Annotated in this window: 10 protein-coding genes and 2 tRNA genes; 4 read left to right on the forward strand and 8 right to left on the reverse strand. The window is 42.4% G+C overall.

Annotated elements, in window-relative coordinates; all coding sequences use genetic code 11:
* The 8 genes from J7K41_00190 to J7K41_00225 all read right to left on the reverse strand — a co-directional run bounded on the left by J7K41_00190 (position 1) and on the right by J7K41_00225 (position 9791).
* Complete coding sequence (locus J7K41_00190; GenBank protein ID MCD6549122.1) at positions 1-3456, reverse strand: DNA polymerase II large subunit; 3456 nt, start codon at positions 3454-3456, stop codon at positions 1-3.
* Between the two features lie 10 nt (positions 3457-3466).
* Positions 3467-4969 (reverse strand): DNA-directed DNA polymerase II small subunit, encoded by a 1503-nt coding sequence (locus J7K41_00195; GenBank protein ID MCD6549123.1) that lies wholly within the window; start codon positions 4967-4969, stop codon positions 3467-3469.
* An 18-nt stretch (positions 4970-4987) separates the two neighbouring features.
* Positions 4988-5251, reverse strand: a complete 264-nt coding sequence (locus J7K41_00200) for a UPF0147 family protein (protein ID MCD6549124.1) — start codon at positions 5249-5251, stop codon at positions 4988-4990.
* Between the two features lie 28 nt (positions 5252-5279).
* A tRNA-Arg gene (locus J7K41_00205) sits at positions 5280-5370 on the reverse strand.
* 45 nt (positions 5371-5415) lie between these two features.
* Complete coding sequence (locus J7K41_00210) at positions 5416-7227, reverse strand: arginine--tRNA ligase (protein MCD6549125.1); 1812 nt, start codon at positions 7225-7227, stop codon at positions 5416-5418.
* An 11-nt stretch (positions 7228-7238) separates the two neighbouring features.
* Positions 7239-8108 carry a M48 family metallopeptidase gene (locus tag J7K41_00215; protein MCD6549126.1) on the reverse strand — a complete coding sequence of 290 codons (870 nt, stop codon included), beginning with the start codon at positions 8106-8108 and terminating at the stop codon, positions 7239-7241.
* A gap of 50 nt (positions 8109-8158) precedes the next feature.
* Entirely contained in the window at positions 8159-8713 is a 555-nt protein-coding gene (locus J7K41_00220; GenBank protein ID MCD6549127.1) for a LemA family protein, read from the reverse strand.
* Positions 8714-8798: 85 nt separating this feature from the next.
* Positions 8799-9791, reverse strand: a complete 993-nt coding sequence (locus J7K41_00225; GenBank protein ID MCD6549128.1) for a threonylcarbamoyl-AMP synthase — start codon at positions 9789-9791, stop codon at positions 8799-8801.
* A gap of 542 nt (positions 9792-10333) precedes the next feature.
* On the opposite strand from J7K41_00225, the gene J7K41_00230 reads away from it, so the two are divergent.
* From J7K41_00230 to J7K41_00245, 4 genes are all read left to right on the forward strand, one after another.
* Positions 10334-10460, forward strand: a tRNA-Thr gene (locus tag J7K41_00230).
* A 21-nt stretch (positions 10461-10481) separates the two neighbouring features.
* A complete protein-coding gene (locus J7K41_00235; GenBank protein ID MCD6549129.1) occupies positions 10482-11429 on the forward strand; it encodes a DUF4268 domain-containing protein in 948 nt (315 codons plus the stop codon).
* A gap of 99 nt (positions 11430-11528) precedes the next feature.
* On the forward strand, positions 11529-13184 hold the full coding sequence (locus J7K41_00240) for an AIPR family protein (protein MCD6549130.1): 1656 nt from the start codon (positions 11529-11531) through the stop codon (positions 13182-13184).
* A gap of 1 nt (position 13185) precedes the next feature.
* Positions 13186-13471 (forward strand): hypothetical protein (locus tag J7K41_00245; protein ID MCD6549131.1); only part of this gene is annotated, 286 nt, incomplete at its 3' end.

Consider the following 13471-nt stretch of genomic DNA (forward strand, 5'->3'; position numbering starts at 1 on the left):
TTACATGAACTGTGTCAGGTCGAGCTGTGCTTTGAGTTCGTCATCGAACATGGATTTAAGGTCTCTTCTAAGAAGCAGGAGCCTCTGTCTCAGATATTCAGGTAGTTTGTATCTATCCACTATTTCAAAAGATAGGTCAAGATATTTCTCTATCCCTCCCTGATGAACTGTTAACGTAAGTTTACCTCCGCATTTGTAACATCTCCCAGATAACGGCGGTCTCCTGTACTTAGTATTACAATCTACGCAACGGACAGATTGTCGTGAGAAGGCGCGCATGTTACCGTACAGGTCCGGTAGGAAATGACTGATCACTAATCTTTCGGCGGCGTCTCTGATATCTACAGCCCTGACCTTTTCTTGCAATCTGAACTGTGCGTTTATCTTATCTTTCATAGATTTTTGTGCTACGTATGTGGTTCTTAACACACCTTCATTGATGTCGTCAGTATCGAATACGAACCCGAGACCTTCGTATTGGCACGGTTTACCGAGGAGGTCTTTAACGAGTTTTATATCAACGGTTTTGAACTCTTCAGCACCTCTATAGAACTCGAGGGGGAGTTGATCTACGACATCCATTACGTGAACTTCATCATCTACTTCTGCCGGGTCTAACACGGTTGTCAGAAGGATAGGTGTGTCCATGGTACCGCCCCGGGTCTTTGGCAGGTATTCGTGCGAGAAGTTTATCAGGGAGTCCAACAGTAACGCTATCGAATCTTCGTCCCCGTCGCAGTTTCTTCTGCGTCCGCAGATCAGATACGGATGTGCATAACACACGTAAGCTTTTGTAAAACCTACGATTCTCGATAATATCCCTGCAGACGTATGCGGAGATTGTGTTATTACAAGGTGCCCGAGAAGGTCTTCGGTCTTCTTTATGTTGTAGAACGGTTCGATACCGTAAAGATAGACAAGCATATCATCGATGAAGTTCGCTACCCGTACAAGGAAATCTGCTGCGGAATAGGGTATGATTATATCCTGAGGATACAATTCTATGATCTGGTCTTCGTTAGTGATCGGATTCCCTTTGTAATCGGTTTCGTATCCCAACTCTTTCAACTTTTCTATCGAAACGCCTATCTCCTTTGGTTTGAAGTGCGTAATCGGTGCATCGGTAGCGTCAAACCGTGACGTACCGTCTCTGAACACCGTAATGTTGTGTTTAGCCCTGAGTATTCCTTTTTCTAATCGTTCCGGCATCTTTGAACCGCTTATCATCCCCTTTACCCCTTTGATACTGTCCGGGACCTTCACCTGCAGATTGGTTTTTGCAGCATCGAACAGTTGCACTAGATTAATGGTTCTTTCATCGTACCTTACCATCTCTGCACCGCAACTGCAAACCATCTTACCCGATTCAGGCATACCTCTTGACCGTCGTCCGCATCTCGGACATACCCATTCCGGTACGGTTTTACTACCGCATTTTTCGCAGATGTTGTAAGGTGTTACATTACCGCATCTTGGACATCTGTTTCGCGCTATCTCAACTTTGATACCTCTCCCTTCGGTAGAACTTCGCCTCTTAAGAGTCTGGTATGTTTTGACGATGTCACGCGTTCTCGAGGTATGACCCAAGGGGAACAATACGTGAACCGGCGGGTTCATCTTCCTATCTTTAGCCTTCTCTGGTCTGCCCATCCGTGCTCCGACATAGACAGGTGCTTTGGCTTTTATGGGCATGTTTGAAAGTTTATTCACCATCTTAAGTGCGGGGTTATCTTCGCCCACCACAGAATCTTTGATCTCGTTCATCTTGTCTATGAGTGAACCGTCTTTTGTAATATCCATACCTAAAGATGCGATCAATGCGTATCCGTAGTTTCTGTTAATTACTGTCAACCGTTCGTTTTCTCTGGTGAACACGCTGTGAGGCACGCATAATTCTTCCAACACCCGTTTGGCATGTTCGTCTTCATCTGTATACGGTAATACGAGGTTACCCTCTCCATCGTAATCCCTTTTCGTCAACCATTTTGCCAACGCGATCAAATCCTCAGGTGTAACGTCGTGCCAGTGGAACGTATATTCGGGATGTAAGGGTATTCCTTTCTCGCGGGAAGTTCTGACGTGGAGTTCCGCGTTTTTTTGGGCATTTAAATCTACAGGTAAGGTGGAGGGGTCGACCCCCTTCTCTTTGCACTCTTGAGCCCACCATTCCTCACACCATGCACCAGGCACTAACGGATGACCTGATTTGATGAAATCGCCGATCGGAGTGGCTAGGTCTCCGAGAAAAAGTATCTCTTTAACTTCGTCTTTTACTTTTATCGCCATTTCGGTAGATGCGACCTTCATCACAGAACCGTCTTTAAGTTTTACTATCGGTCCGTGGATGCTTGTGCACGGTGTTATTATGCATCCTTTTCCGGGACGTTCAACCTTCATCTGAGTACCTATCGCTATGAACCCGTCCAGGAGAACCATGGTTGCCGGATGCATACCTTTAGCCATGATTCCGGTAACTCTCGACCGTCCATACCTGAGTCTGAACCCTCCTTTCGCCATCGGATAACTGATTATCGGTCGCCCGGCCAACACTTCGCTTAAGAACTTTTTGTTAGGTTTAAGCGTGACCTTTTCATCACCTGAACTGCTGGGCACTTTAACTATCGATTCCAACCATTCCCAATCAAGCCCGATCTTTCTTGTGAGTTTCAGCACCTTTGCCGCTTTCTGTGCTATACCTTCACCTATGACGAGTGCCATACCTCCTCTAACTCTGTCTGTTTCGATGCCCTCAAGATTCTTGTACACCGATACCTCTATTTGATGTGTTGGTTCGCCAGTAATACAGATAGGACAGTTTTTGACGATTGTTCTGATTTCGTCCTCTGTTGGATTGTATTGAAGTCGTGCGCAGCGCGCATCATAGAGTTGTATCTCTTCAACGTATCTCTCTATCACTGTTTCGGTAGGTCTAAAGTTGGATATGTTTAATTCCCTACGTATGACATCGGCCAGAACAACTGACAATGCAGCCGCAGTTCCCCCAGCACTTCTTATAGGACCTGCATAGTACACTGCAAGATAGTGCGACCCGTCAGGATTCTGTTTGATCTTCACTTTTGCTATCCCCTCGGTAGGCGCTACCAGTACGCCCTCTGTCAGCACCGCTACTCCTGTTCTCAACGCTTGGTCTATTACCTTTTCCATCTTTTCGGTGGATAACCCTTTACCTTTGCTTGCCAACTCTTTCACGATCTCGTAAGCTACACGTTCTCGCGATAACCCCTGTTTTACATATTCTCTTATTTTATCCGCGATACCTTCCGGTCCGACCAAACCTTCAACGCGTCCGGCCATGTCTTCCGCCATCTTAACCTCAACAGTCGGTTTCGGGTCAAACCCCTGTGCCCTGGCTTTTTCAGCAACCTTTATGGCATTGTCCAGTTGTGTAAGCAACGATTTGAAATACCTTTGCAGTTTCGGACTTGCCTCCACCATAGGAATCACGTTATCCTTTCACAAAAGACCTGTGCTTAACTTCTCCGGTTCTCAATTCGTATATCGGTACAATACCTGGCGTCGGCATGTGCCCCTGTTTGATTTGAAACTCGGTCCTATCCTGAAAAGTCCCTGCGTTGAACAGTACTATATTTCTGTATCTTGTATATGCATTCTTATGTATGTGCCCCATCACAACGACATCCGGTACATCTTTGATTACCAGATAATCCCTGAGTTCGGGTACGATGGGGTTTCGACCGTACAACGGTGACAGATGACGTCTCCGTAAAAGTTCGATCATCGGGAGAGCAGGGTTATCGTATCCCAACCCGGGTATCTCACTGATTATAGAATCCAACGATGTACCGTGGTATATCAGGTGCGATATGCCTTCGATCGATACCCATGAAGGATTACCTACCTTTATCAGGTTATCCCTTCGAGGTAGTAGGTCGTCGGGGAGTTTCGGTTGCGGTTCTGCACGTCTTACGGCATCGTGGTTGCCGGGACTAACGATCACTGTGATATAGTCTGGCAGGGATTCGATGAGTTGATTGAATGCGTCGTACTGTTTGAAGATGTCTCTTATAGCCAGTTCTTCTTCTTGGGTGGGATAGATTCCGATTCCGTCTACGATGTCACCCGCTATAACGATGTATTTGATCTTACCAGCGAGTTCTCTATCATTCCCCCTACCGTTCAACCATTCTATAAGTTTCGAAAAGGAATCCTTCAGAAACAGTTTACTTCCTATGTGCAGGTCGGAAAGATAGAGGACTGCTAAATCTTCTTCGATAAGTTTGACCTCTTTGGAAAACGGTACCTCTGGGTATTCTATCGATGATGCTAAGAACAGGTTGTTGCCCACGCGCCCTTCAAACATTACTATGTCATCCAGCATCGCTGCCTCGGCCTTCTTTGTCTGCTCCTTCTCATCACTCATGAATACAACCAACCCTTTCCCGGTTTCATCCTCTACTTCGAACACAAGGTTACCGCGTGCAGACCTTCGTTTATCCGAGATCATGGCTATCAATGCGAACCTCTGATCACGGTGACTGATTTTTTTGTTAGAGGATATTGTTCTGATATCGGATACATTGATGACCGCTATCTGTCCGTTTTGAACACGGGTTCTCAGTATTGTTTTGATCTGATTAAACCTGTCGTTGAACAGTTTGACAAAATCTTCGATCTTACCTGTCGAACGTGATTTGCCGCTTACGTCGTAATCCTGCCGAACACGAACGTTCGCCTCATACTCTTTTGCTAAAGGTTTGAACAACGGTGCACGTCTGACCTCCACGGGTGGCGGTAGTTTTGTCATTTCAAGGAATACCTTTTCCACCTCTTCCCTTGTGAGGAACGGTTTGTTCAGTGCTACTAATCTTTCGTAAGCGGTTTCTAGTTCTATCTTTTTTTCTTTGTAAAGCGAGGTAATATACTCTTCAGCATCTGGAGTAAGACGTACCGAATCATAAAGTTTATCTCTAAACTCTTCTATGTCCATCATATCACATGTAACTTTCTATTCTATCATCTTTTCTAAAGCGCTTAATATAGACCAGATCTGTGTTCTGGCGTGCATCGGTATGTTTATGTCCTCAGCGGATTCTTCCAACTGGTATATGGCGTTGCCTATACGTACGTTCAACTCCTCTGACTCGTCCAACAACTCGTTCCGTACGTCAGACAACGTCCTTTTAACGTTCCTGGGAACACCGGGCGTGTTGATCAACATATCGAGAAGCCGAGCTATTTCTTGAATCTGATCTGAAACCTCTTTCGTCATAATCATCACCCCGCAAAACACCGGAAAACGGGCCCGGAGGGATTCGAACCCTCGACCGTCAGCTTAGAAGGCTTGCGGTCTAACAGATTGCCGCTCTATCCAAGCTGAGCTACGGGCCCGTCAGAATCTAGCAAAAGAATTAATACATTTTATCTTTAAAAATCTTACATGCGGTCCAAAGGTATCATGCCCAACAATGTTAATCCTTTACGAAGGACGGATTCCGTCAGTTTGACAATGAGTGTTCGGACATGTTTTGTTTGGGCAGAACTCCCTATAACGGGACAGTTCTCGTAGAACCGGTTAAATTCTTTCACAAGGTCGAGTAGGTAATCTATCAACACGTTCGGTCTTAGTTCTGAAGCGGTTTTCCAACAGTGATATCTGAAGAGTGCAAGATGTTTTAACAGACGTCTTTCGTATTCGTTGAACCTGTATTCATCTTCTATCTTGTAGGATTTCTCATCTCCCTGTTCGTTCAACCGTTTCAGTATGTTAACTGTTCGTACATAAGCGTACGTCAGGTAAGGTCCGCTGTCCCCTTCCATGTTCAATGCCCTGTTCCAATCGAACACAATTACCTTTTCCGGAGATACCCGTAAGAACGAATACCTTATTGCGTTCAAACCCACTGCCTTGCTTATCCTCAGTCTCTCGTCTTCACTGTAGGTTTTTGAGACCTTTTCATAGGCACGTTTTACCGCCTCTTCGTAGAGGTCGTCTGCAGTATAACTCTGCCAACTTCCTTCTCTTCCTGAGAGTTTACCTTCTTTGAGACGGACGATTTCGTACGCCAAATGATGGAACTCTTCAGCGGCCTTTTTATGACCCATGGTTTCCAACACGTATCTTACCACTTCTTGCGGATAAGTCTGCTCAGAACTTATCACGTTGATAACCTTGTCTGCGTGTCCGAACTCCTTTTCTACTCCGTCAACCGATGATCTGAACAACATCTCACCGTTGGGTTGTACGAACATCTCTCTGAACTTCAAACCCTTCTTCAGCAGTCCGTACTTCCATAGGTGAAATATTACATCCTTCCCAGTGTATGTTACGGTACCGTCCGAACGTATGAGTATCTTATCGCCAACTGGTGTGGGTGCAACATAGCAACCTTTGTATTCTCCGGATTCCTCGTACCTAACAGTACCAGAATGTTTAAGTAATTCCATTCCTTCATCGAACAGTTCAGCGAGAATATCGCTCTCATAAACCAGATAATCGTGAAATATGTTGTATTTGAAGGCCGTCTCATATTGGGCAGTAACGCATCTGTCTACTACGTTACAGACATCCTTCCAGATTTCCTGGTCACGGCCCTCCATCTTCCTCAGAACCTCTCTTATCTTCCTTTCGGTTTCTTTATCTTCTTCCATTTTCCTATGGATCTTCACATACTCCTTACCTAACCAATGGTCGAATTTCCCTTCAACACGATTGTTCAAGTAGAGATAGGAATAGATGCTCTCGGCAACCTGCAGACCTAAATCGTCTATGTAATCTACACGTTCAACAATGTATCCCAATCCCTCATACACATTAGCTATTACGTCTCCGAGTAACGCGTTTCTCAGATGTCCCACATGCCAGGGTTTGTTAGGGTTGACGGATGGATATTCGATCAAAACCTTTATGTTCCTGTTTTCTTCCCTTCTGATCTGCGCAACCCGTTCCCATTCATTAAGAATGGTCGTGAAATATTTATCTGTAAATACGATGTTTACGTAAGGTCCGATCACTCTGATATCGAACCTGTCGTCACACAATTCGATAAGTTCTTCGGCGAGATCCTTGGCGGTTGAAAGAGGATTCGTGCTCCTGAACTTGGCGATCTGAAACCCCAACGTCATACTTAGGTCTCCATACTTTTCGTTACCCGGTATCTCCAGATACCTGTAGACGTTACCGGGCAATCCGTTGTCCTGGATCTTGTCGTTTACAAACTCTTCGATTTCTTCACAACCGTAATACATAACTCATCACTTTACATCTCTCTCAATCTCCTTATCCGCTCTTCTATCGGAGGATGCGTTGAAAAAAGTACATAGAACTTCTTTTTTAAAGGTTCTGCAATGAACAGGTGTGCGGTAGCGTCGTTAGCGGTTCTGACATGCGTGTTCATATCTCTAAGTTTTTCTAAGGCTCTTGCCAAACCTTCAGGATATCTGGTAAGTTGGGCGCTGGTTGCATCGGCCAGGAATTCCCTTCTCCGCGACACCGCCAACTTTATGAGGTTGGCAAAGATGGGCGAAAGGATTATGAAAACCAGTCCTATTATGAAAAGAATCGGGTTGACCCGTTTCCGGTCGTGTCCGAAAATAAGCGACCTCAATGCGAGGTGTGCTATCATGTTAACTACACCAATTAACACTGCTACCAAAGTCATAAATTTTATGTCTTGGTTTTTGATGTGTCCGATCTCGTGACCTATGACACCTTCCAGTTCCTCCCGGTCCATAATCTTGAGCAGACCGCTCGTAACAACTACCGCCGAATGTTCCGGGTCTCTTCCGGTCGCAAACGCGTTAGCTGCCGGGTCGTCTATCACGTAAACTTTGGGTTTCGGTATACCTGCGGCTATCGCCAACCCTTCCACCACATTATGCAGATACGGATACTCGCGAGGGTCTGCTTCGCGTGCTCCAGATATCGAAAGTACGATCTTATCGCTGTAGTACCAACTCACCAGGATCTGTATTATCGCTATCATGGAGAATACTATTATGTATGCGGCGTTTTGGTATATTGCAGATACTATATACCCTATCCCGATCAGAATCAGGAATACTGTTAACACCAACAGATACGAGTCCCTTTTATTCCTCTGGATTTCGTCAAAAAAACTGCGGTGCATCAGACCACCTGAAAACTGCTAAATATTAAAAGAATAAAGAAAAAAGGGAATTAAAATTTTACTCGGACGGGTTCCCTAGCTTCCCCTTCAGTTTCGAAGTAGTCCTCCTGTTTAAATCCGAAGATGTTTGCGATGATGTTGTTTGGAAAGACCTGAAGAGCGTTGTTGTACTCGAGCACACTGTCGTTGTAGAATTGTCTGGCATACGCGATCTTGTCTTCTATTCCTTGTAACTGTTCTTGTAAGAGTTTGAAGTTTTCGTTGGCCTTGAGGTTCGGATAGTTCTCCGCTACGGCAAACAACGTCTTAAGAGCTGCAGTCAACTGGTTGTTTGCCTTAGCCTTGTCAGCCACAGTCTTTGCTTTCATAAGGGCGGCCCTTGCCTCGGTCACCTCTTTGAATACTGCACGTTCGTGTTTCGCATATCCCTTAACAGTTTCAACAAGGTTCGGTACCAAATCGTATCTCTTCCGTAGTTGTACATCGATCTGAGACCATGCGTTTTTAACCCTGTTCCTAAGCACGATCAATCTGTTGTAAATCAGTATCACTGCCAATATTACTAGACCTATCACTCCCAAAATAATCAGAGCAACTAATGTCAATGCGCCCAATCTTGTTCACCTCCTTCTTATTTTGTTTTGTTTGTTGATATATTCTTTATAAATTTTTGTATGAGAAGGATCTTTTTTAGTGGTTTGATTCTGCTTTCCGTAATCGGTTCATTATCGCCAGTCCCAGCCCTTTCTCTTCAACTGGTTCCGCGAGAATGACATCCGTACCCATCTTATCGAATTCCCTGAACCATCCGAACATGTTTAATGCGTAATCGTAGATGTCCTTAGCAACAAACGTTGTGCCATCGAATGCCTGTGCATGTTCCAACCCATCTTTTAACAGTATAATACCGATCTTCAAATCTCTGTGCTGTTCGATAAACTTATGCATCTCTTTACGGAATAACACGTGTAACGGCGCCTTGGGGGAATAATGACGGTATTTCATGCCCGGTGATCTCGGTGTTCCGTTACTTTCGCCCGCAACCCGGACCCTGCCGAGAATCGTCTCCAGGTCTTCGGGTGTAATCGCGCCCGGACGTAACACGGTCGGTGGGTCATGCGTAACATCTAAAACCGTAGATTCTAACCCGATGCGCACCTGTCCGCCGTCTATTATTATGTCTACCTTTCCGTACAGGTCATCTATTACATGTTCTGCAGATGTGGGACTGGGCCGGCCGGAAAGATTGGCTGAAGGTGCTGCTATCGGAACACCAGATTCTCTTATTAGTGCCAGAGCTATCTGATGGTCCGGCATCCGTACTCCAACGGTATCTAAACCAGCAGTGACAACGTCAGGTATCCTCTCCGAACGGGGTAGGACTAGGGTGATAGGACCAGGCCAAAGGTTCAACAGAGGTTTGGCTGTTGGCGGTAGTTCGGCGATGACCGTGTTGAGCATATCGAGACTTGATATGTGAACGATCAACGGATTGTCAGGAGGTCTGCCTTTGGCAACAAAAATCTTACGAACCGCTTTCTCAGAGTATGCGTTTGCACCCAAACCGTAAACTGTCTCGGTAGGAAACGCTACCAATCCGCCGTTACGAATCGTTCGTGCCGCAACCTTTATTTTGTTGGTGTCTATCGCATATGGATTAATGTGCAAAATCTTTGTCTTCATACGTCATACTTTTGAAAAGTTCTTTTATAAAATTTGCAACCCAAACCGCAAACCTTGAATGGTATTAGTGAAGCGTCCTCGCGAAAGATAATAAATGCATTATCCTGAATTAAGTTTCTCTTGATCATTGATAAACTTAGGTTTTCTACCTGGTTTTTAAAAAATCATACCGTCAGTTTCTTTGAGATGTTTCTCATTTTTCAACGATAGGAAGTAATTTCGGAATAATCCATAAAGTCAGATGGTCAAGAGGTATGAATATTAATTAATTATTCTGGGATAGGTATATTTGTGAGATAAATAAGTGCGGTATGATCACTGGAGGGATAAGTATATGTATGGTAAGAGATAGGTGTTTTGATAATGTGGTTAGGTATGTTCCGGGTACTCTGTCCTCCTCTCTCCATCCTCACAAACAAAATTCGGGTTTTTTAAGAAGAGTTTGGGTATTTATTCATAAATACAGATGAAAGATAATGGACGAAAAGTTTTAATAATCCATAAATAAAAATCAATACCGTTGTTCTGACAGTACTCTGAAAGCCCCAGTAGCTCAACGGTAGAGCGCTCGCCTCGTAGCACTTTCTTTACTGCCTTCGGCAGCAAAGAACCTGCACTAAGAAATTGCGGGAGAGCGAGAGGTTGAGGGTTCAAATCCCTCCTGGGGCTTTTGAGTTTTTGGGTGAACTTATGGTAAAAATAGGGAAACTGAAAAAAGTTAATATTAAAGAAGTTTGGCCTAAAGAAGATGAGGATTTTACACTATGGTTATCTCAAGAAGGTATTTATTTACTAAAAGAAGAATTAGGTTTAGGGGATATAGAAGTATTGGAAACCGAAGCAAATGTTGGAGATTTCAAAGTTGATCTACTTGCTGTTGAAGAAACTCCTGGAGGATCTAGGAAAATAATAATTGAAAATCAGTATGGATTCACAGATCATAAACATTTAGGACAACTTCTTACATATGCGGCTGGGCAAGATGCAAACATTATAATTTGGATTACTGAGAAAGTTAGAGATGAACACAGGAGTGTTGTTGATTGGTTGAACAGGATTGCCGAAAGTAGTGATGTTGATGTAAATTTTTTCCTGGTCAAAGTTGAAGTGTGGAAAATTGGGAACTCCGAAGTTGCTCCTAAGTTTACTGTTGTAGCCTCTCCTAACAATTGGAGCAAATTAATAAAGAAATCTAAAGTGAGACAATTAGGAGAGACATCTTTGAAAAGTTACGAGTTTTTGAAAAATTTAGTGAAATTTTTATCTAAAAAAGCGTATTTTGGTAAAATAAACGATCCTTCTCCAAGAACACCATCATATCATTATTTTTCTATTGGTGTCTCAGATGCATGGGCAAGAATTGTTGTTAATAATAACAAGAAATGTTTAAAATTAGGAATTTACATACGGGGAAGGAAGAAATTTGAGAATGTATATCATGAAAGGGATAAAATCCATCAAGTACTGGGAAAAGATGTGGAATGGGAAGAGTATGAAAAAGGAGGTGCAGTCAACTATCTCTTAAAAGGATTTGACATAAAGAAGGAAGACATGTGGCCCTCTTATTTTGAGTGGGTCGAAAAGAAATTGGAAAACATTTATAGGGCGAAAAAGTTAATAAACAAGTTAGTAAAATGAGAAGATTCTGTAGACAGATGTGAAGTATAGGAAAGTGGGAAGACAAAACCAGTTTTGGTAGCGATAAGTATAGGAGGGAGTTTGGTAGAGGTGGTAATAATGAATAAATCCAACTTAGCGGTTCAAACAATAAGGGCAATGGTAAATAGGATAAAAAAAGAAGAAGGGATGACGGTTTCGCAGGCTTTTGTGAGATTAGTTTATGATTTGTTATTTGGAGACGAATCAAAATATGAAGAAAGCATAACCGAGGGACCAGGCGATTACGGAGTTGATATAATATATTTCCTGGAAAGAGATGGTAAGTTTGATGTGTATCTGGTTCAATGTAAGTATTCTGAAAAAGTGATAAAGGCATCTGATGTTCAAAATTTAATTAATTTTTATGATATCTTAACAGCGAAAGAAACACCGAAAACATCAAATCCTATCATAAAATCACAAATAGAGACGTATCATGAGTTAATTAATAGTGGAATGCTTCCTGTAAATTTTTATTTATATACAGCCAGTTTAAGTGATGATGTTTCTCCAGAAGGTAGGGAAAAGGTAGAAATTCTTCTTCGAGAAAATCAAAATGTCGTATATAAGCATATAGGAGTCCAAGAATTAAGAAAAAGAATAATAGCACAAGAAGAACCATCGCCAACGGTAGAACTCACATTGTGTGGGAAGCCCTTTGAATATCATAAAAGTGGGACAACCGCCATAATTGGAAATGTTGATGCGAAAGAATTGGCCATTGTGTATGAGAAATATGGTGAAACTATCTTTTCCAAAAATGTAAGATATTTTCTTGGCTCTACAAATGTCAACAAAGAAATCCTAAAAACTCTTGAAGATGAAGAAACTAACGAATTGTTTTGGTTTTTGTATAACGGCTTAACCATAGTGTGTAAATCATATCAACGGGAACCTGCGAAAACTAACCCCAAAGTAAAGATTGAAGGCTTTCAAATAGTGAACGGAACTCAAACTACAAGAAGTATATATGAAGCCTACAAAGAAGGAATTGACTTAAGCGGTGTCCATGTGTTGGCAAAAATTTTAGAAACGAAAAATGAAATCCTTGGGTCAAAAATTGCGGAAGCCACTAATACGCAAAATCCTATAAAGAAAAGAGATCTACGTTCTAATGATGAAGTTCAAATATTATTGGAAAAAGGTCTTAAACAGTTGGGGTATTATTACCAACGGAAAAGAAAACAGTTCGTGGGTGTTCCAAGGAAGAAACTTATTGACAATGAAAAATTTGCCCAGGAATGTGGAGCGTTTATTTTTGGAATACCTGCTGAAGTAAGAAACAAAAAATCATTACTATTTGATAGAGAAGGGTTTTATTACAAAATATTCAACGAAAATTTGACTCCTGGTAAAGTTTTGTTTGTTCATAAAATAGCTGAGAAAATTTTTAATATATTGAGAGATCTACAGAAGAATAAGCCAGAGATCATACCCACACCTATAAAAGAGTCTTTTTGGGCAAGCCGATTCCATATTTTATATGCTTTGGGGTTGTATTTGAAGGAAATGGGCTATGATATAGAAAGAGCAGAGTATTTCCCAGAAGATAGATCTTCAGACGGAAGAATCGTGATTGAAAACGTAAACAAAGAGATGGTAATTAAATGCATGAACATTGTGAATAGAGCACTTAAGAGTCTCCAAGAAGACGAGGAAGTTTCTCAGTTACTAAAAAAGCCATCCCTCACAGAAAAAATACGAGATCTCATAGAAGGGGAATTTGGGGATTAAAATGGTAATCAAAATCCGCAAAAGCGTTGTTTTTCCTAATCCTTCAACCCAATTCACAAAGGAAAATGCCGCCTATTATGAAGCAAAAGGTGGAAAAAAGGGTAGGATTGCTAAGAGTTTGGCTAAGAGAAAAAAATGCTCTCCTAAGTGTCCAATCTATGATAGGTGTATATTTGTAGCTTATGGAATAAAAACAGGAAAATGTCCTTTGGCAGAGTATGGAAAAAATTTCAAAGCCACTTATTTTGTTGGCTCTCTCACCAATAAAGCCACACTTACCAAGGTAA

The sequence above is a fragment of the Candidatus Micrarchaeota archaeon genome (genome assembly GCA_021163225.1).
GTDB lineage: Archaea > Micrarchaeota > Micrarchaeia > Anstonellales > JAGGXE01 > JAGGXE01.

Coding starts and splice junctions, on each gene's coding strand:
- J7K41_00190 (MCD6549122.1), bottom strand. CDS start 3,456: ATGGTGGAGGCAAGTCCGAAACTGCAAAGGTATTTCAAATCGTTGCTT.
- J7K41_00195 (MCD6549123.1), bottom strand. CDS start 4,969: ATGGACATAGAAGAGTTTAGAGATAAACTTTATGATTCGGTACGTCTT.
- J7K41_00200 (MCD6549124.1), bottom strand. CDS start 5,251: ATGACGAAAGAGGTTTCAGATCAGATTCAAGAAATAGCTCGGCTTCTC.
- J7K41_00210 (MCD6549125.1), bottom strand. CDS start 7,227: ATGTATTACGGTTGTGAAGAAATCGAAGAGTTTGTAAACGACAAGATC.
- J7K41_00215 (MCD6549126.1), bottom strand. CDS start 8,108: ATGCACCGCAGTTTTTTTGACGAAATCCAGAGGAATAAAAGGGACTCG.
- J7K41_00225 (MCD6549128.1), bottom strand. CDS start 9,791: ATGAAGACAAAGATTTTGCACATTAATCCATATGCGATAGACACCAAC.
- J7K41_00235 (MCD6549129.1), top strand. CDS start 10,482: ATGGTAAAAATAGGGAAACTGAAAAAAGTTAATATTAAAGAAGTTTGG.
- J7K41_00240 (MCD6549130.1), top strand. CDS start 11,529: ATGAATAAATCCAACTTAGCGGTTCAAACAATAAGGGCAATGGTAAAT.